Source organism: Duganella sp. AC917, from assembly GCF_979258245.1.
The window spans coordinates 6,161,606-6,179,692 of the sequence record NZ_OZ409848.1 but is presented as its reverse complement, the minus strand read 5'-3'; the positions used below and the strand labels follow the sequence as shown (position 1 = coordinate 6,179,692).

The 18,087-nt window shown below is 63.8% G+C and carries 16 protein-coding genes; 4 read left to right on the top strand and 12 right to left on the bottom strand.

Annotation, left to right across the window (positions count from 1 at the left end; translation table 11 throughout):
- Positions 1-3: 3 nt before the first annotated feature.
- Positions 4-1,380 carry a DUF3426 domain-containing protein gene (locus tag ACZ0BA_RS26955; protein ID WP_463454189.1) on the top strand — a complete coding sequence of 459 codons (1,377 nt, stop codon included), beginning with the start codon at positions 4-6 and terminating at the stop codon, positions 1,378-1,380.
- Positions 1,381-1,391: 11 nt separating this feature from the next.
- Positions 1,392-2,330, top strand: a complete 939-nt coding sequence (locus tag ACZ0BA_RS26950) for a carbohydrate kinase family protein (protein ID WP_463454188.1) — start codon at positions 1,392-1,394, stop codon at positions 2,328-2,330.
- A 70-nt stretch (positions 2,331-2,400) separates the two neighbouring features.
- On the opposite strand, the gene ACZ0BA_RS26945 is transcribed toward ACZ0BA_RS26950, so the two are convergent.
- Together ACZ0BA_RS26945 and ACZ0BA_RS26940 are read right to left on the bottom strand one after the other, a co-directional pair.
- A complete protein-coding gene (locus ACZ0BA_RS26945; protein WP_090323710.1) occupies positions 2,401-2,916 on the bottom strand; it encodes a YggT family protein in 516 nt (171 codons plus the stop codon).
- Between the two features lie 93 nt (positions 2,917-3,009).
- Positions 3,010-4,134, bottom strand: a complete 1,125-nt coding sequence (locus ACZ0BA_RS26940) for a transcriptional regulator (protein WP_463454187.1) — start codon at positions 4,132-4,134, stop codon at positions 3,010-3,012.
- A gap of 1,049 nt (positions 4,135-5,183) precedes the next feature.
- Here ACZ0BA_RS26940 and ACZ0BA_RS26935 point away from each other — a divergent pair.
- The gene (locus ACZ0BA_RS26935; RefSeq protein ID WP_463454186.1) at positions 5,184-5,405 is read left to right on the top strand and encodes an FAD-dependent monooxygenase; all 222 of its coding nucleotides are present in this window, start codon (positions 5,184-5,186) and stop codon (positions 5,403-5,405) included.
- On the top strand, positions 5,405-5,989 hold the full coding sequence (locus ACZ0BA_RS26930) for an FAD-dependent monooxygenase (protein WP_463454185.1): 585 nt from the start codon (positions 5,405-5,407) through the stop codon (positions 5,987-5,989). Before ACZ0BA_RS26935 ends, ACZ0BA_RS26930 begins: the two co-directional genes overlap by 1 nt.
- Before the next feature lie 52 nt (positions 5,990-6,041).
- On the opposite strand, the gene ACZ0BA_RS26925 is transcribed toward ACZ0BA_RS26930, so the two are convergent.
- The 10 genes from ACZ0BA_RS26925 to ACZ0BA_RS26880 all read right to left on the bottom strand — a co-directional run bounded on the left by ACZ0BA_RS26925 (position 6,042) and on the right by ACZ0BA_RS26880 (position 18,000).
- Positions 6,042-7,157 carry a ribonucleotide-diphosphate reductase subunit beta gene (locus ACZ0BA_RS26925; RefSeq protein ID WP_463454184.1) on the bottom strand — a complete coding sequence of 372 codons (1,116 nt, stop codon included), beginning with the start codon at positions 7,155-7,157 and terminating at the stop codon, positions 6,042-6,044.
- A gap of 96 nt (positions 7,158-7,253) precedes the next feature.
- Positions 7,254-10,193 (bottom strand): ribonucleoside-diphosphate reductase subunit alpha, encoded by a 2,940-nt coding sequence (locus tag ACZ0BA_RS26920; RefSeq protein ID WP_463454182.1) that lies wholly within the window; start codon positions 10,191-10,193, stop codon positions 7,254-7,256.
- A gap of 275 nt (positions 10,194-10,468) precedes the next feature.
- The gene (gene ampD, locus ACZ0BA_RS26915) at positions 10,469-11,089 is read right to left on the bottom strand and encodes a 1,6-anhydro-N-acetylmuramyl-L-alanine amidase AmpD (RefSeq protein ID WP_463454180.1); all 621 of its coding nucleotides are present in this window, start codon (positions 11,087-11,089) and stop codon (positions 10,469-10,471) included.
- Entirely contained in the window at positions 11,086-12,534 is a 1,449-nt protein-coding gene (locus ACZ0BA_RS26910) for a sigma-54-dependent transcriptional regulator (RefSeq protein WP_463454179.1), read from the bottom strand. Before ACZ0BA_RS26910 ends, ampD begins: the two co-directional genes overlap by 4 nt.
- Positions 12,535-12,547: 13 nt before the next feature.
- A complete protein-coding gene (locus ACZ0BA_RS26905; RefSeq protein WP_463454178.1) occupies positions 12,548-14,242 on the bottom strand; it encodes a sensor histidine kinase in 1,695 nt (564 codons plus the stop codon).
- 15 nt (positions 14,243-14,257) lie between these two features.
- Positions 14,258-14,575 carry a PP0621 family protein gene (locus ACZ0BA_RS26900; protein ID WP_463454177.1) on the bottom strand — a complete coding sequence of 106 codons (318 nt, stop codon included), beginning with the start codon at positions 14,573-14,575 and terminating at the stop codon, positions 14,258-14,260.
- Positions 14,572-15,375 (bottom strand): cytochrome C assembly family protein, encoded by an 804-nt coding sequence (locus ACZ0BA_RS26895; RefSeq protein ID WP_463454175.1) that lies wholly within the window; start codon positions 15,373-15,375, stop codon positions 14,572-14,574. Before ACZ0BA_RS26895 ends, ACZ0BA_RS26900 begins: the two co-directional genes overlap by 4 nt.
- Before the next feature lie 22 nt (positions 15,376-15,397).
- The gene (locus tag ACZ0BA_RS26890) at positions 15,398-16,195 is read right to left on the bottom strand and encodes an ABC transporter ATP-binding protein (protein WP_463454174.1); all 798 of its coding nucleotides are present in this window, start codon (positions 16,193-16,195) and stop codon (positions 15,398-15,400) included.
- A complete protein-coding gene (locus tag ACZ0BA_RS26885; protein WP_463454173.1) occupies positions 16,192-17,025 on the bottom strand; it encodes an ABC transporter permease in 834 nt (277 codons plus the stop codon). Before ACZ0BA_RS26885 ends, ACZ0BA_RS26890 begins: the two co-directional genes overlap by 4 nt.
- Positions 17,026-18,000: an ABC transporter substrate-binding protein gene (locus ACZ0BA_RS26880; RefSeq protein ID WP_463454172.1), complete on the bottom strand. Its 975-nt coding sequence runs from the start codon at positions 17,998-18,000 to the stop codon at positions 17,026-17,028.
- Positions 18,001-18,087 lie beyond the last annotated feature (87 nt).

The window sequence follows — 18,087 nt, the reverse complement described above, 5'->3', positions numbered from 1 at the left end:
GCGATGGCGCTCGCCACTAAATGCCCCCACTGCAGCACGACATTTCGGGTCGCTCATGACCAGTTGAAATTGCGTGGGGGCATAGTGCGCTGTGGCTCCTGCAATGAAGTTTTTGACGGCAACGCGGCGCTGCTCGAGCCGCTGGCCACGTCGCTAGCCACCCCGCAACCGGTCTTCGCGCCGGTTGTGTCCGAAGCACCCTACTCCCCTCCGCCACCACCCGCGCCCTTCGATGAAGCGGTGGCCGGGTCGGATAACCACACCTTCGAACCGCCAAACGACGAACCGATCTACACCTTGGAGCTCGACAGCGCGGTGGACGAGACCGCGCAGGAGTGGCAGCCTGATCACGAACCTGCCGGCGAGCCCGAAGCCGGGATCGAGCCTTTGATTGAGCCCGGGAGCGACCCCGTAACCGAGCTCGAACCCGAACCCATCGCCGAACCGGAATCCAGTTTCACCGACGAAGAGCAAACCGCCGCCACCGAACCGCCTGCGGAAGACCCGCTCGACATCAAGCCGATGACGCATGAGGAACTGGAAGCCGCGTTGGCCGCCGAACTGGCGCTGATGGAGCAAAGCATCGCGCCCGAGGCAGTTGATCAGCAAGCGCCGACGTCGCCAGCGACCGTCGACGCGCGCCAGGAACCGACGCTGGACCCCGACTCCCGCTACGACCTCGAGGAAGCCGACGAGGAAGCGCTGGTCCAGCTCGCCGCCGCCCGGGAGCGCGACACCACGCCCCAGCTGCCGACGTTGCTGCGCGCCGCCTCCGCCCCGTCGCAAGACCACTTCGCGCCGCAGGCCGAAGTCCACAGCGTCGAACCGCCGGAACCGAAAGTGGAACCCGAGGACCCGGACGAACCGACCTTCCTCAAGCGCGACCGGCGCCGGGAGCGCTACGGCAAGACCATCAACATCGCCATGGGCGTCGGCTCGCTGCTGCTGGTCGGTGCGCTGGCGGCGCAAGGCTTGACCACCTTCCGCAACCCGCTGGCGGCCAGCTACCCAGCACTCAAGCCGACCTTGGAGGGCATCTGCGCTACACTCGGTTGCAAGATCGAACTGCCGACCCAGATCGACCAGCTCGTCATCGAACAGGGCGAACTGCAAACCCTGAGCGAGACCACCTTCTCGTTCACCACCTTGCTGCGCAACCAGAGCACCACCGCGCAGGCGTGGCCGCACATCGAACTGGTGCTCGACGACGCCAACGACAAGGCGATTTTGCGTCGCGTGTTCACGCCGCGCGACTATCTTGGCGCCGACGTGGCGCTGGAAAAAGGATTCGCCCCGCGCAGCGAGCAATCTGTCAAACTGTACTTTGAATTGAAACAGCTGAAAGCATCCGGCTATCACATCGCAGTCTTCTACCCATAAAGAACTATCACATGACACAGACCTCCATCATCTGCGGCTCGCTCGCGATCGACACCATCCTGCAATTCCCGGGCCGCTTCGACAGCATCCTGCTGGCCGACCAGCTGCACAAAGTGAACGTCTCGTTCCTGGCGCCGACGATGCGCACGGAATACGGCGGCTGCGCCGGCAACGTCGCGTACAACCTCAAGATGCTGGGCGGCGAGCCGCGTATCGTCGGCGTCATGGGCCAGGACAACGCCGCCTACATCGAGCGCCTGCACAAGCTGGACATCTCGACCGACAACATCCTGATCAAGCAGGACGCCTACAACGCCCAATGCTTCGTCACGGCCGACGAGGACAACAACCAGATCAACGCCTTCCACCCGGGCGCGATGTCGTACGCCCACGAGAACGACGTCGCCAAGGCGGGCGCGGCGGCGATCGCCATCATCTCGCCGGACGGCCACCTGGGCATGCAAAAGCACGCCGCCGACCTGGCCAAGCTGCAGATCCCGTTCATTTTCGACCCGGGCCAGCAGCTGCCGATGTTCAACGGCGCCGAGCTGATCGCCTTCATCGACAAGGCCACCTACGTCACCGCCAACGACTACGAAATGGAATTGCTGATGGACCGCACCGGCCTGACCTTGCCGGACATCGCCAGCCGGCTGGAAGCGCTGATCGTCACGCGCGGCGAGCAGGGCTCGGAGATTTACACCAAGGGCCAGCGTATCGAGATTCCGGTGGTCAAGGTCGCCGAAGCGGTCGACCCAACCGGATGCGGCGACGCCTACCGCGCCGGTCTGCTGTTCGGCATCACGCAAGGCTGGAAATGGGAAACGACCGGCCGCCTGGCCAGCCTGATGGGTGCGATCAAGATCGCCAGCAAGGGCGGCCAGAACCACAAGCTGACCGCCGCCGAGATAGCAGACCGCTTCGAAGCGGCCTTCGGCTACCGGTACTAAAAGATGTGGGCGGCGTGCATGGCGGATTAGGCGGCACGCCGTAATCCGCCATGCGCCGCCAGCGGCCAGGTCAACGGCCGTTGAAGGCCATGCCCAGCAGGATCTGGGCGATCTGCAGCGCGATCAGCGCCACCAGCAACGACAAATCGAGATTGCCCACCAGCGGCACCACGCGGCGGATCGGCTTCAGCAGCGGCTCGTTGAGCGCGCGCACGAACGGCGCCAGCGGCGCGTGCGGATTGACCCAGCTGAAGATCGCCTCGACCACCAGCAGCGCCATGAAGCCGTACAGTATCCATTTGAGGAAGCGCTCGAACGCGGCCAGCAGCACCGCCTGCGCCGGCCAGCCGGCAAAGAACAGCACCGACGTCGCCAGCAGCACAATCAGGAAGGCGCCGATCAGGCTGGCCCAGTCGTAGCCGCCCATGCCGGGCACGATGCGCCGCAACGGCCGCACCAGCCAATCCGATAGCTGAAACGTGAATTGGGCCACCGATTGCGGCGGACGAACGCGGATCGCCTGCATCCAGAAACGCAACAGCAAGGCGCCGCCCAACAGCGTGGCGATGGCGTCCACAATCAACATAACAATACTAAGCACGGTCCCTCCAAAAAAAAGCCGCTGTGTGATTGTCTCACACAGCGGCCGGTTGCCTCAGCAGGCACCTAAGTATTTAGCTTAGGATGGACGCGTGCTGGTTGGGAACGGCCATGCGGCCGCCGGTGCCAACACGGTTTTTGCCGCAGGCGCGGCAGCAGGAGTGGCTGGCTTGGCGACAGCTTCCTTCTTCGGTGCGGCCGCTTTAGGGGCGGCTTTTTTCACGGCTGGCTTGGCTGCCGGAGCAGCTGCTGCCGCGGCGACTGGAGCGGCTGCCGGTGCTGGCGCGGCGGCTGGCTTGGCGGCTGGTTTAGCAGCTGCCTTGACAGCTGGTTTGGAGGCAGCTGCCGGCTTGGCTGCTGCCTTAACCGGCTTTTTTGCTGCTGGCTTAGCCGCTGCCTTTGCAGCTGGCTTGGCTGCTGTTTTTGCCTTGGCGGCTGGTTTGGCGGCGACAGCTTTTTTGGCTGCTGGTTTGGCGGCTGGTTTAGCTGCTGGCTTGGCTGCTGCTTTCGCGGCAGGTTTAGCGGCTGGCTTGGCGGCCGCTTTTTTCGCTGCCGGTTTGGCGGCTACTTTTTTTGCTGCTGGCTTGGCTGCTGCTTTTGCCGCTGGCTTGGCCGCTGGCTTGGCTGCCGCTTTTTTAGCGGCTGGCTTGGCTGCTGCTTTTTTAGCTGCTGGCTTTGCTGCTGGCTTGGCCGCTGCTTTTTTCACAGCTGGCTTGGCTGCTGCTTTGGCCGCTGGCTTTGCCGCTGGCTTGGCTGCTGCTTTTTTAGCGACTGGCTTGGCAGCTGCTGCTTTTTTCACTGCCGGCTTGGCTGCTGGCTTGGCTGCTGCTTTCGCTGCTGGCTTTGCTGCTGGTTTGGCGGCGGCTTTTTTCACGGCTGGTTTTGCAGCTGGCTTGGCAGCGGCTTTGGCAGCTGGTTTAGCGGCTGGTTTGGCGGCAGCTTTCGCTGCTGGCTTGGCGGCTGCTTTCGCTGCGACAGGCTTTTTCGCTGGGGCGGCGGCTTTAGTAGCGGCCGGTTTTTTTGCTGCTGGTTTCTTTGCGGCAGTTGCCATTTTTAGTTCTCCTTCATCGGGGATGGAAAATTCACATACAAGATTTAAACCCGTCCGGCCCCGGATTGGGCCAGGCGAATTATTCATCGGCACAAACAGGACACTGTTTGCGCTAATGAATTCGGCACCAGCTGAACTGCTGCAACCCCTCACGAGTGCAGCGCTTCAGCCATCTATCTGTCCGCCGTCCGTGGCCGGCGCGGCGTGCAGATACAAATCTTGTTGCGACGTTTTGCGGGTGGTCGGGCGTGTGCTCAGCTCCAGGGACCTACGTCGCAGCCATCTACCGTTTTCGTTTTCAAACAAAAAACCGCCCAACCTGAACCGAATCAGGAAAGACGGTTGAACAAAAACGGTTTGGTCTTGTGCATATCTTTGTGAATCTGTATCCCGTGATCGCGATCATTTCTGCGGTGTGCGTACTTCGAAAAAATACGCACATTTATAAACACACATTTTCAATCTCGTAAAGTACACGAAAACCTTGTCGGTACGCAACCGGCACGAGAAGTATTCGTTCGCTTTTTTTCGTCTTATGCTCGCCATTTCACATACGCGTGGCAGTTCGCGCTTGCTCGCTCGCGACATCGTGGTGCGATGTGCGCGCTCAATCGAGTTCGAAAATGCGCTGGCCGCGCCGCGCCAAAAAATCGCGCTTCAAAGCGAGCCAATTGCCGCTTGGGTGTCTGCGATGTCGCCAGCATCTGCGCTCGTCGCTCGCCACCATCTTCCGAATTCGAGAGCGCTGGCGCATCGCATGCGCGCTGTCGCTACTCACTGTTTTTAAATTCGTCGCGATTATGAGACAGAGTGCGGGGAATGGCAAGCGGAATACTGCGATGCGCGACGACGCGGCCGCGCGGCGGCGCGTGACGATGTGCGTCGGCGAGTGTCGCGCGCGCGCGGCGAGGTGTCGGCGAGGTGACGGCGATCCGTGTGTGATGGATCGGCGATCGGTCGGCGATGGGTCTGCGACCGCCGTTCGCGCGCACGCGTCCACCGCGTGTCCGACTATTGGGTATCGTCGTCGGAGCTCCGCTTCGCACGACAGCGGTTTGCGGCAAAGGCGTCGAGCCGCGCACCCTGGAAATCTTCGAAGCGCTCGGTGTGGCCGATCGCATGATGGCCGCCGCTGGCCTCTACCCGCCGCAACGCAAGTACGCGCCGACGGCGGCTACGACGAGCAGTCGTCGACCGAAGGCATGGCGCCCTCGCCCGCCGAACCGTCCAACCTGCCGTTGATGCTGCCGCAGTATTTAACGGAGGCCGTCCTACGCGACAGGCTCGCCGAACTCGGACACGCGCCGCGCTTCGCCCACGAGCTGACCGGCTTCGAACAGGATGGCGAAGGCATCACCGCGCGCCTGACGAAGGCTGACGGCATGACGACGACCGTGCGGGACAAATCAGTCTGTGTCCGCTGATGGGCACCGATCTGTTCAAGCTGCAAATGCCGGTGCCGCTCGACGGCGACATCGACACCTCGGACGCGACGCTGGCCGGTGTCATTGCCGACCGCACCGGCCGTGCAGGCATTGCGCTGCACGCGGTGCATTGGAGCTCGGTGTACGAAATGATTTCGCGGCTGGCGGACCGCTTCCGGGTCGGCCGCGTCTTCATCGCCGGCGACGCCGCCCACATCCACCCGCCGACCGGCGGCCAGGGCTTGAACACCAGCGTGCAGGATGCGTGGAACCCGGGATGGAAGCTGGCGGCGGCGGTAGGCGGCGCGGCGGGGCAGCCGTTGCGCCTATTTACGTTGCTGGGTGGCGGCGCGTGGACCTTGCTGCGCTACGAGCCGGCCGGCGCCGGCACGATCGCGCCGCGCAAGGGTTTGAGAATAGTGACTGCTGGAATGAGCGGCGAGCTGCGCGACGATGGTGGGTATCTGCGCGCGGCGTACGGCTTCGCGCCGGGGGATGTGGCCCTGATCCGGCCGGATGGGTACATCGGCGCGCTGGCAAGCGCTGAAGCGGGCCTGGAGCAGTACCTCGCGCGCTTCGTATAAATGAAAAAGCCCGGCGCGAAGCCGGGCTTTTGCCATGCCACTCAAACCGCCATCAATCCCAGTTCAGCGCGCCGCCGGTCTGGTACTCGATCACGCGGGTCTCGAAGAAGTTACGCTCTTTCTTCAAGTCGATCATCTCGCTCATCCACGGGAATGGGTTCTCTTCCTGGTCGAACAAGGTCTCCAGACCGATCTGCGTGGCGCGACGGTTGGCGATGAAGCGCAGGTAACCCTTGAACATGGTCGCGTTCAGACCGAGCACGCCGCGCGGCATGGTGTCTTCGGCGTACGCGTACTCCAGGTCCACGGCCTTGAGGAACAGCTGCTTGATCTCTTCCTTGAACGCCGGGGTCCACAGCAGCGGATTTTCCATCTTGATCGTGTTGATCAAATCGATACCGAAATTGCAATGCATCGATTCGTCGCGCAGGATGTACTGATACTGCTCGGCCGCGCCCATCATCTTGTTCTGGCGGCCCAGCGCCAGGATCTGGGTGAAGCCGACGTAGAAGAACAGGCCTTCCATCAAGCAAGCGAAGACGATCAGGGACTTGAGCAGCTTCTGGTCGTTTTCCACGGTGCCGGTGGTGAAGGCCGGATCGGTCAGCGTGTCGATGAACGGGATCAGGAACTCGTCCTTGTCGCGGATCGATTTGACTTCGTTATAGGCGTTGAAGATCTCCGACTCGTCCAGGCCCAGCGACTCGACGATGTACTGGTAGGCGTGGGTGTGGATCGCTTCCTCGAACGCCTGGCGCAGCAGGTACTGGCGGCATTCCGGCGCGGTGATGTGGCGATAGGTGCCCAGCACGATGTTGTTGGCGGCCAGCGAGTCGGCTGTGACGAAGAAGCCGAGGTTGCGCTTGACCAGGCGACGCTCGTCGTCGGTCAGGCCGTTAGGGTTCTTCCACAGCTCGATATCGCGCTGCATGTTCACTTCCTGCGGCATCCAGTGGTTGGCGCAGCCGGCCAGGTATTTGTCCCACGCCCACTTGTACTTGAAAGGCACCAGCTGATTGACGTCGGTTTTGCCGTTGATGATGCGCTTGTCGTCGGCGTTGACGCGCAACGCGACTTGTTCGGCGTTGGCTTCGCCGGTGGCCAGTGCGGCCTCGTTGACTGCTTGTGGTACCGCTGGTGCGGCTTCTTCGTCCCAGGACAGCGACATAGTGTGTTTCCTTCTGAATTCGTGTATTCGGTCTAAAAAGAACCGCCCGGACGGGCCGGGACGGTTCTCTCTCTATATATATTAGTCAGCGCCGGCTTATTGGCAAGCTTCGCATTCCTCGAAGCCGTCGTCGCCAGGACGCAGGTAGCAGGCTTCGCCGTCCGCTTCGGCGGTGACCGCCGGAGCCGCCGCAGCGACAGGGGCAGCGGCAGCCGCCGAGGCGATCGCGCTGGCCGACATGCCGCCGTCCACCGACACCGCGTTCAGCGCGCCGGTCTTCGAGGTCGACTTCTCGGTATGCGTGGCCGAGGTGGTGCGCAGGTAGTAGGTGGTCTTCAGGCCGCGCAGCCATGCCAGCTTGTAGGTCTCGTCCAGCTTCTTGCCCGAGGCGCCGGCCATGTAAATGTTCAGCGATTGGGCCTGGTCGATCCACTTCTGGCGACGCGATGCCGCTTCCACCAGCCAGGTCGGCGACACTTCGAACGCGGTGGCGTAAATGTCACGCAGGTCGTTCGGAATGCGGTCGATCTTGGCCAGCGAGCCGTCGAAGTACTTCAAGTCGGCGATCATGACCTCGTCCCACAGGTCGCGCGCCTTCAGGTCGCGCACCAGGTAGGAGTTGATCTCGGTGAACTCGCCCGACAGGTTGGACTTCACGTACAGGTTCTGGAAGGTCGGTTCGATACAGGCCGACACGCCGATGATGTTCGAAATGGTCGCGGTCGGGGCGATCGCCACGCAGTTCGAGTTACGCATGCCGAACTTCTTGATGCGATCACGCACCGGGGTCCAGTCCATCGCCGACGACAGGTCCTGCTCCAGATAGCCGCCGCGCTCTTCGGCCAGCAGCTTGACGGAATCCTGTGGCAGGATGCCGCGGTCCCACAGCGAACCTTTGTACGATTGATAATGGCCGCGCTCTTCCGCCAGCTCGGTCGATGCCAGGTAGGCGTAGTAGCACACCGCTTCCATCGAGGTGTCGGCGAAGGCCACGCACTCCGGCGACGAGAACGGCACGCGCATCATGTGCAGGCAGTCCTGGAAGCCCATCACGCCCAGGCCCACCGGACGGTGGCGCATGTTGGCGTTGCGGGCCTTGTCGACCGCGTAGTAGTTGATGTCGATGACGTTGTCGAGCATGCGCATCGCGGTGCGGATGGTCTTTTGCAGCTTGACGTGATCGAGCTTGCCCTCTTTCATATGGGCAGGCATGTTGACCGAGCCGAGGTTGCAGACGGCGATTTCGTCAGGGCCGGTGTTCAGCGTGATCTCGGTGCACAGGTTCGAGCTGTGGACCATGCCCACGTGCGACTGCGGCGAACGGATGTTGCATGGGTCTTTGAACGTGATCCATGGGTGGCCGGTTTCGAACAGCATCGACAGCATCTTGCGCCACAGGTCCAGCGCGGCGATCTTCTTGAACACGCGGATTTCGCCGGCGGCGGCCTTGGCTTCGTAGCCCAGGTAGGCTTTTTCGAAGGCCTTGCCGACCAGATCGTGCAGGTCCGGGCAATCCGACGGCGAGAACAGGGTCCAGTCGCCCTTTTCCATCACGCGCTTCATGAACATGTCCGGAATCCAGTTGGCGGTGTTCATGTCGTGGGTGCGGCGGCGGTCGTCGCCGGTGTTCTTGCGCAGGTCCAGGAACTCTTCGATGTCCATGTGCCAGGTTTCCAGGTAGGCGCACACCGCGCCTTTGCGCTTGCCGCCCTGGTTGACCGCGACGGCGGTGTCGTTGACCACTTTCAGGAACGGCACCACGCCTTGCGACTTGCCGTTGGTGCCCTTGATGTGGGCGCCCAGGGCGCGCACCGGGGTCCAGTCGTTACCCAGGCCGCCGGCGAACTTGGCTAGCAGCGCGTTTTCCTTGATGGCGTCGTAGATGCCTTCCAGGTCGTCCGAGACGGTGGTCAGGTAGCACGACGACAGCTGCGAACGCAGGGTGCCCGAATTGAACAGGGTCGGGGTCGACGACATGAAGTCGAACGACGACAGCAGGTTGTAGAACTCGATGGCGCGCGCTTCGCGGTCGCTTTCGTTCAGGGCCAGGCCCATCGCCACGCGCATGTAGAACGCCTGCGGCATTTCGATGCGGACGTCGCGGACGTGCAGGAAGTAGCGGTCGTACAGGGTTTGCAGGCCGATGTAGCCGAACTGCAGATCGCGGTCGGCGACCAGCGCCTTGGCCAGGCGGGCCAGGTCGAATTCAGCCAGCTTGGTATCCAGCAGTTCGTTCTGGATACCCTTGGCGATGTATTGCGGGAAGTAGGTGATGTATTCGGCGGCCGCCGCGCCCTGCGCGACTTCCTTGCCGAAGACTTCCTTACGGATCGTGTGCAGCAGGATGCGGGCCGTCACTTGCGAGTAGGCCGGGTCCTTTTCCATCAGCGCGCGGGCGGCCAGGATGGCGGACTTGTGCAGCTCTTCGACCGGCACGCCGTCGTACAGGTTTTTCAGCGTCTCGGCGACGATGGCGTCGGCGTCGACGTGCTTTTCCAGGCCGATGCAAGCGGCGTTAATCAGGCCGGTGACGCGGTCCATTTCCAGCGGCTTGCGCTCGCCGTTTTCCAGCACGTGGATTTGCGGCGCGGCGATCTTGGCGCTGGCGCCCTGCGCTTCCTTGAGCGCGCGGCGCTCTTCCATGTGTTTGGCGCGGTACAGGACATAGGCGCGGGCGACATCGTGCTCGCCGGAGCGCATCAGCGCCAGCTCGACCTGGTCTTGCACGTCTTCGATGTGGAAGGTGCCGCCCGATGGCTGGCGGCGCACCAGTGCCGTCACGACGCTGGCGGTCAGCTGTTCTACGAGTTCGCGGATGCGCGCGGAGGCGGCGCCCTGGCCGCCGTTCACGGCCAGGAAGGCCTTGGTGACGGCGATCGCGATTTTCGACGGTTCAAACGCGACGACCGCGCCGTTACGGCGGATGATGCGGTAATCACCGAGGTCGCCCGCTGCCGTGGACGGGCTGCTGGCGGTGCTCGCAGCGGCTGCTGGTACCAGCGCTGGATTGATGGTGATGTCTTGTGTAGATTGCATTTAAGCTCCCCGATAACGGCGTGCAGTCAGTGCTGCGCGGCTATGTTTGTAAATAAAAAGGCCAAAATGAAGCGATCAGCCACACCTGCCTGGCTGGTTAAACTACTTTAATATGGGTGGTGAGTTGGTCCAGAGACTTGCTGTGAATTTATTAACCAGTGTCATGTGAACTACTATATCTAGTGATTGTGAAGATCCGATCCACTGATTGTAGTGTTCCGATGAGGCTAATACAAGGGGAAATTTTTGCGTTTCCGCCATTTTTTCGGTTGACTTTACAGAACGCCTTTTACGAAGCGCAATACAGCGCTAGCGGCCACTAACCCGGCCTCCGATATCCGGGTTTCTTCACAGAATTTCCGCCAACTTTTAACATAACAGTTCCAATCGAACAACGGTCCCGGGTCGGTTTTCCGGCCCGGCGCGATGTCCTCGTGGCCCTGGACGTCGGTCAGCGGGTAGCGCCGCCGCAGCGCCTCCGTCAGCGCCGCCAGCGCCCCGTACTGCGCCGGCGCGAACGGCGTGTCGTCGGTGCCTTCGAGCTCGATGCCGACCGAGTAGTCGTTACATTTTTCGCGTCCGCGAAACGACGACGTGCCGGCGTGCCAGGCGCGCTCGTTGGCCGAGACGTACTGGATCACCGTGCCGTCGCGCCGCACGAAGAAATGACTCGACACTTTCAGCCCGCGCAGGTCCGCGAACGAAGGGTCAGCATTATAGTCCACCCGGCCGGTAAACAGGTCGGAGACGTGGGGACCGCCAAAACAGCCGCCCGGCAGGCTGATATTGTGGATCACCAGCAGCGTGATGTCGGCCGGGTCGGGACGGCAGTCGAAGTTCGGGCTGTCGTAGCGGACCGCCGCCGGCCACCAGCCGTCCGCGCCTATGTCGTTCATGCCTCGGGCTCCTGGATGTTCAGCTTTTGCATCTGATAGCGCAGTTGGCGGAAGCTGATGCCCAGCAGCTGCGCGGCCTGTGTGCGGTTGAACTGCGTTTGCGCCAGCGCGCGCAGGATGATGTCGCGTTCGACCTGGTTCAGGTAGTCGGGCAGGCTGGCCGGCAGCGGTTCCGGCTGCGGCGGCGGCGGCGTTGGCGCGGGCGGCTGCGCCTCGGCGTCCGCCTGCGCCGGGATAGTCGGCAGCGGTATCCACATCGGCGCAGACGTTGGCGATGGCCCCGCGCCCTTCAGCGCCAGGTCGGCCACTTCGATCACGCCGTCGTTGGCGAAGGCCAGCGCCCGTTCCAGGATGTTTTCCAGCTCGCGCACGTTGCCCGGGAAGGAATAGCCGCGCAGCGCATCAAGCACGCCTTCCCCCAGCGCCGCCTTGTGCTCGGAAGTGCCGAGCCGCTCCAGTATCGCGCCGGTCAGCACGCCCAGATCGTCGAGCCGCTCGCGCAGCGGCGGCAGACCCAGCTCGATCACATTCAGACGATAGAACAGATCCTGGCGAAAGCTGCCCTGCTCCACGCACTGCGCCAGGTTTTTGTGGGTCGCACTAATAATACGCACGTCGACCGGCTCCTCGGCGGTGGCGCCGATCTTGCGCACGCGCCGCTCCTGGATCGCCCGCAGCAGCTTGACCTGCATCGCCAGCGGCAGGTCGGCCACCTCGTCGAGCATCAGCGTGCCGCCGTCGGCCGCCTGGAAAAAGCCGTCGCGGTCGTCGGCGGCGCCGGTGAAGGCGCCCTTGCGATAGCCGAAAAACTCGGCCTCCATCAGCGCCTCCGGAATCGCGCCGCAGTTGACGGCGACGAACGGTTTGCTGGCGCGCGAGCTTTGCGCGTGGATTTCGCGCGCCGCCAGCTCCTTGCCGCTGCCCGATTCGCCGTGGATGGCGATCGGCGCCATCGAGCGCGCCAGCCGGGCGATCTGCGCGCGCAGCGACTGGATCACCGCCGAATCGCCCTTCAGGCGGCTGGCCGGCGGCGTCTCGCTGGCCGCCAGACCGGCCGGCGGCGCGGCGTTCAGGCGCAGCGCCGAGCGCACCATCAGGCGCAATTGGTCCAGCACCACCGGCTTGGAGATGTAATCGAAGGCGCCGGCCTTGAGCGCGACGACGGCGTTGTCGGCGCTGCCGAAGGCCGTCACCACCGCGATCGGGGTGTTCTTGTGGGCGGCGCACACCTCGCGCACCAGCTCCAGCCCCAGGCCGTCGGGCAGGCGCATGTCGGTCAACACCAACTGGTAATCCCGGTCGGCCCCGGCCAGCAGCGCACGCGCCTCCGCCAGCGTCGCCGCGCTGTCGACGTCCAGCCCCATTTTCACCAGGGTCAGTTCCAGCAGCTCGCGCAGGTCGGCTTCGTCGTCGACCACCAGCACGCGGGGAGAACGGTCGCTCATGGCACTGACTCCTCTACTTTTGCGCCGGCTGGGCGAAGGTGATCACAAAGCGTCCGCTGGAGCGGCGGCCGCCATCGGGGCTGTCGCGGCTATCGAAACGGTATTCGTAATCGAGCCTGGCCTCGTTATTCAAACACAATTCGCGCGCCAGATACAGCCCCAGACCCGTGCCTTTGCTCGATGTGGTGTAAAACGGCTCGAACAGGTGGGCCCGCACCTCCGGCGAGATGCCCGGACCGTCGTCCTGCACATGCAGCTCCATGCGCTGGGCGTGGTGTGGATGGGTGAGCAGGTCGATCCGGATCGATTGCGGCCCGCCGCTGGCATAGCGCACGGCGTTGTTTAAAAGGTTAAGCACCACCTCGCGCAGATGCAGCGGATCGAAGCGCACCATCGTGCCCGGCGCCACCGACAGGCCGACGATGTCCGCCGGCAGGCCGTGGTTGTTGATGAATTCCGACCGCAAGTCGGCCAGGAAGCCGTCCAGCGCCAGCGGCTCGTTGTTCGGCTGCACCTTGCGCGACAGCTGCAGGATGTCCTCGACCATGCGGTTGACGCGCGCGACGTTGTCGCCGACGATCTTGAGCAGCCGCAGATGAACGGTGCTGTCCAGGTCCTCGCCCAGCAGCGCGGTGGCGTGGCCGATGGCCGACAGCGGGTTGCGCACCTCGTGGGCGATGCTGGCCGTCAGGCGCCCCATCGACGCCAGCTTCAGTTGCTGCGCCTGATTTTCAATGCCCGTCACGTCCTGCAAAAAAATCACGCTGCGCTCGATGCCGGCGCCGGAGGACGCGGTATCGACCGCCGCGAAGCGCACCTTCAGGTGCGCGGACAGGTCGCGGCGCGCGCTCCACGCGGCGGTCAGCCCTTGCAGCGCGGCGTCGCTGAACGGCTTGATGGTGACGAACACGGTGCTGAGGGCGGGATCGTCGCGCCATTCGGCGTACGCCTGCGCCAATGGCGCCAGCGGCGCGGCGGCCGACAGCTTGAAGTTCAGGTCCGGGCCGACCAGTCCAAGCATCTGCCGCGCCGCCGGGTTGCCGGCCGAGACGCGCCCGTCCGGATCGACCACCAGGATGCCGTCGCCGATATTGGCCATCACCAGCCGGTTGACCGCCTGCTGCACATTGATTTCCACGCCGCGCCGGATCGCCAGCTCCTCCTGGCCGATCAATTTGCCGGCCATGCGGTTGACCACCAGCACGGCGGCAAAGAAGGCCGCGCCGTACAAGCCCGATTGCAGCAGGCCGTGCTGGCTCTCCATCGCCAGCAGCTGCCACACGCTTTCGCCCAGCATGAACAGCGTCACCAGCGCGGTGCAGAACAGCGCCAGCACCAGCGGCGCGAGGATGGCCGATCCGGCCAGCGGGAACAGATACAGGATGGCCAGGCCGCTGCGCACGCCGCCGCCGGCGAGGTACAGCAGCGAGATGACGGCCAGGTCGCAGGCGATCTGCGACAGCAGTTGCAGCAGGAAGCGGCGGCGCCAATAGACGGCCGTCAGCGCGAAGGCGATCGCCAGGGCCAGATAGCCCAGGCAGAGCGGAAGGTAGGGATATGCGCCGGCGGCGCGCAGGCCCCGGCTGTCAAAGCTCAGGTAGACCAGCAGCACCAGCGCGATGACCACGCGCGTTGCGTTGAGCGTTTGCAGCGAGCGCCAGAAGGTGGCGCGCGATTCAGCCGACAGGGCTTGCAGGCGCGCGACCACCGGCCGGCCCCGGCCTCAGGCCGCCGGCGCGGCGGCGTGCGCCGCGCAGCAGTAATCGCGGCCGTTGGCGTGGACTGCCTCCGAGGCGGGGAAGAAAATGCCGCACTTGGCGCATTCGAGCATCGTCTCGGCGTCGGCTAGCGCCTTGTCGGTGCGCGCCTTGTAGACGGTCTGGCCGGCGGCTTGGTCGCCCCGCTGCCCCGGCGGCACCTCCTGGTTCGGCGGCGGTTGACGGAACTGCTGCTGGTTGCGCTTTTGCGCGCTGCGGATTTTGCTGCGGATCGCGAAGATCACCAGGAAAATCAGTCCCAGCCAAAACAAAATACGGCTCATGCCCATCCTTTATGCAAAACCACTTCAAACACAAAACGGCTGCCGACATACGCCAGCAACAACGTCGCAAATCCGGCCAGGGTGAAGCTCAGCGCCGTCTTGCCGCGCCAGCCACGGAAGCGCCGGCCGGCCAGCAGCGCGGCAAACAACATCCATGACAGTAGCGTAAACGCCGACTTGTGGTCCCATTTCAGCGCCTGGCCGAACAGCTGCTCAGAAAACACGATGCCCGACAATACCGTCAAACTCAATAGCGCGAAGCCGAAACCTATCATGCGGAACAACAGCTTCTCCATCGTCAGCAGCGCCGGCAGCTGGTCCAGCGCGCCGGACAGGAAGCTCTTGCGGTCGGTCGCCGCGTGCAGGCGCGCCTCCTGCAGCGCCATCAGCACGGCGTGGAAGGCGGCGATGGTCAGGGTGCTGTAGGCCATGGTGGCGATGGCGATGTGCCAGCCAAACAAGGAGGTTTTGCCCTCCAGCGGAATCAGGTTGCCGGGGAAGATGGCCTGCAGCGCGGCGGCGATGGCGGCGCTGGGCATGACCAGGCGGCGCATGCCGTCCAGGCTGAAATTACGGTTTTCCAGCCAGTAGGCCGCCACGGAGACCCACAGGGCCGACGACAGCATGGCCGCGAAACCGATCCGCAGCGAGCCGGCCGCCGCCACCTCCAGCCACAGGCCGGCGCCGTGCAGCGCCCAGGCGGCCACCGTCACGGCCGAAATCAGGCTGGCGCGGCGCGATGGCAGCGCGGCGCACAGGATGTACAGCGCGATGGCTGCGATGAACAAGTAGGTCTGCATGTCCGGCAGTTTACACCATCGTTCAGTCGACGGCTGCCATCCTCAGTTCGTCGTTGTGGTGACGCTGCTGTTCCTCCATGACCAGCTGTCCCAGTTCGCGCTTCAGCGCATTGAATTCGGCGGCGGCCGGATCGCGCATGCGCGGCAGATCGACGATCAGGTCGCGCTTGACGGTGCCGGGCCGGTAGGTCATGACGACGATGCGGTCTGCCAGGTAAATCGCCTCTTCTATACTGTGGGTGACGAAGATGATGGTTTTTTTCAGCTCGGACCAGATGCGCAGCAGCTCGTCCTGCAGATTGCGGCGGGTAAGCGCATCCAAGGCGCCGAACGGCTCGTCCATCAACATGATCGGCGAGTCCAGCGCCAGCACGCGGGCGATCGCCACCCGCTGGCGCATGCCGCCCGACAGGTCCTTGGGAAAGCGGCTGCGGAAGTCCTGCAGCGACAGCATGCCAAGCAGCTTGTCGACGACGGCGTTGATCTCGGCCTTGGGCATGCCCTTGATCTCCAGGCCGAAGGCGACGTTGTCGGCCACCGTCATCCAGGGGAACAGCGCGTATTCCTGGAACACCATGCCACGCTCCGGTCCCGGTCCGGCCACCAGCTTGCCGTCGGCGGTGATGCTGCCCGACGTCGGCGGCGCGAAGCCGGCCACCGCGTTGAGCAGGGTCGATTTGCCGCAGCCGGAAGGCCCCAGCAGGCAGACGAACTGCCCTTGCGGGATCTCCAGGTTGATGTCCTTGAGCGCCACCAGTTCGCGGTCGGCGGTCTGGAACACCTTGCTGACATTCGATACGACGATATGGGTAGCGCTCATTGGTTCTCCAGTCCGCGGTGCCAGCGCAGCAGGTGGTTATTCAGCTTGTTCATGCCGACGTCGATGGCCAGGCCGATCAAGCCGATGCTGATCATGCCGGCGATGATTTTGTCCGACCAGAAGTACTCGCGCGCCTCCAGGATGCGGAAACCAAGGCCGTTGTTCACCGCGATCATCTCGGACACGATCACCACGATGAAGGCGGTGCCGATGCCGATCCGCACGCCGGACAATATATAGGGCACGGCCGCCGGCAGGATCACACGCAGGAACATGGTGCCGCCGCTGGCGCCCAGGTTGCGCGCGGCGCGCAGGTAGATGCCGTCGACCTGGCGCACGCCCGCGATGGTGTTCATCAGCACAGGAAAGAAGGCGCCCAGCGCGATCAGGAACACGGCCGGCGGATTACCGAGCCCGAACCACAGGATCGACAGCGGGATGTAGGCGATCGGCGGGATGGGACGCAGCAGCTGCACCAGGGGATTGAGCCAGTCGTAGACCTTGGGATTGGCGCCCATGGCCAGGCCGATCGGCAGCGCCAGGCCGGCGCCGATGACGAAGCCCACCACCACCCGATACAGGCTGCCGATCGAATCGGTGATCAACTCGCCGGAGACGGCCCACGACAGCCAGCTGCTAGCGGCCGGATCGTAGGGCTGCAGCGGCAGCAGGTAGGCGATCCACTTCTCCACCACCGCCAGCGGCGACGGCAGCACCTGCGGATTGACCCAGCCGAGCATCGCCACCGCCTGCCACAGCGCGATGACCACGGCCGGCACCACCATGCCGACGGCGGCTTGCCGCCATGAAGAATTGGAGGGGGCGGCCATTTACTTCACGCCCAGGGTCTTCTTGGCCGCGTCGAGCAGGTCGGTCTTGACCCAGTCCTTGGCCAGCGGCGGCTTGCTCATGCGGCCAACGCCGGTCTTGACCATGACGTCGGTGGTGATCTGGATATGCTCGGGCGTGATGTCGTAGCTGTACGGCGAATTGCCGATGGCGTCGTCGAAATCGTCCTTGGTGATCTGGCCCTTGAACACCACCTCGCGCACATACTTCTCGGCCAGCGCCTTGTTCTCGATGAAGCTCTTGGTCGCCTGCACGAAGCAGTTCATGAACCGCTCGGCCACCGGCCGCTTCTCTTTATAGAACTTCTCGGTCATGACCATGGTGCGCACCGGCTCGCCGATCGGCGTGTCGTAGGGCTTGAGGATCTCGCTGCCGAAGCCCTTGTTGATGGCCTGCGACGACTGCGGCTCCGATTGCATCATGGCGTCGATGTTCTTGCCCAGCAGCGCCTGATTGAGGTCGGCGTAGGCCAGGAACACCAGTTGCACGTCCTTGCCCGGCTGGTCGGCGAACGTCATGCCGTTCTTTTGCAGCTCGGCCAGCAGCAGCACCTCCTGGATGCCGCCGCGCGTGACGCCGACCCGCTTGCCCTTGAGGTCCTTGACGGTTTTCAGGTTCAGGTCGGTGCGCCCGACCAGCCGCGCCCCGCCCTTGGCGAAGCCGGCCACCACGTAGATCGGCGCACCGCCGGCGCGGCCGGAGATGGCCGCCTCCGACGCCGTGGTGCCGATGTCGAGCTCGCCGGCGATGATCGCCTGCATCACGTCCAGCCCCTTGGCGAAGATATGCTCCTCGACCTTGATGCCGCACTTGGGCGCGATCTCTTTTATATAGGAGACGGCGCCGTAGTGGGCGAACTTCAGGTTGCCAAGACGGACCACGTCTTGCGCCTGGGCGCCAGCGGCGCCCAACAATAAACCCACGCACGCCATCGTGCAGATCGATTTCAGTCCCATCCGTCTCTCCTCGACTCTCGACATGGCCGGCGGCCATCTTGTTGTGTGGCGATCATAGCAAGCAGGCGATCACTTGCCTATCGTCAT

Excerpts from the sequence above, each read along its gene's own strand:
- ACZ0BA_RS26890 (WP_463454174.1), bottom strand. The coding sequence starts at position 16,195 with ATGAGCGCTACCCATATCGTCGTATCGAATGTCAGCAAGGTGTTCCAG.
- ACZ0BA_RS26925 (WP_463454184.1), bottom strand. The coding sequence starts at position 7,157 with ATGTCGCTGTCCTGGGACGAAGAAGCCGCACCAGCGGTACCACAAGCA.
- ACZ0BA_RS26880 (WP_463454172.1), bottom strand. The coding sequence starts at position 18,000 with ATGGGACTGAAATCGATCTGCACGATGGCGTGCGTGGGTTTATTGTTG.
- ACZ0BA_RS26885 (WP_463454173.1), bottom strand. The coding sequence starts at position 17,025 with ATGGCCGCCCCCTCCAATTCTTCATGGCGGCAAGCCGCCGTCGGCATG.
- ACZ0BA_RS26955 (WP_463454189.1), top strand. The coding sequence starts at position 4 with ATGGCGCTCGCCACTAAATGCCCCCACTGCAGCACGACATTTCGGGTC.
- ACZ0BA_RS26935 (WP_463454186.1), top strand. The coding sequence starts at position 5,184 with ATGGCGCCCTCGCCCGCCGAACCGTCCAACCTGCCGTTGATGCTGCCG.
- ACZ0BA_RS26930 (WP_463454185.1), top strand. The coding sequence starts at position 5,405 with ATGGGCACCGATCTGTTCAAGCTGCAAATGCCGGTGCCGCTCGACGGC.
- ACZ0BA_RS26900 (WP_463454177.1), bottom strand. The coding sequence starts at position 14,575 with ATGAGCCGTATTTTGTTTTGGCTGGGACTGATTTTCCTGGTGATCTTC.
- ACZ0BA_RS26920 (WP_463454182.1), bottom strand. The coding sequence starts at position 10,193 with ATGCAATCTACACAAGACATCACCATCAATCCAGCGCTGGTACCAGCA.
- ACZ0BA_RS26950 (WP_463454188.1), top strand. The coding sequence starts at position 1,392 with ATGACACAGACCTCCATCATCTGCGGCTCGCTCGCGATCGACACCATC.
- ACZ0BA_RS26895 (WP_463454175.1), bottom strand. The coding sequence starts at position 15,375 with ATGCAGACCTACTTGTTCATCGCAGCCATCGCGCTGTACATCCTGTGC.
- ACZ0BA_RS26945 (WP_090323710.1), bottom strand. The coding sequence starts at position 2,916 with ATGTTGATTGTGGACGCCATCGCCACGCTGTTGGGCGGCGCCTTGCTG.
- ampD (WP_463454180.1), bottom strand. The coding sequence starts at position 11,089 with ATGAACGACATAGGCGCGGACGGCTGGTGGCCGGCGGCGGTCCGCTAC.
- ACZ0BA_RS26910 (WP_463454179.1), bottom strand. The coding sequence starts at position 12,534 with ATGAGCGACCGTTCTCCCCGCGTGCTGGTGGTCGACGACGAAGCCGAC.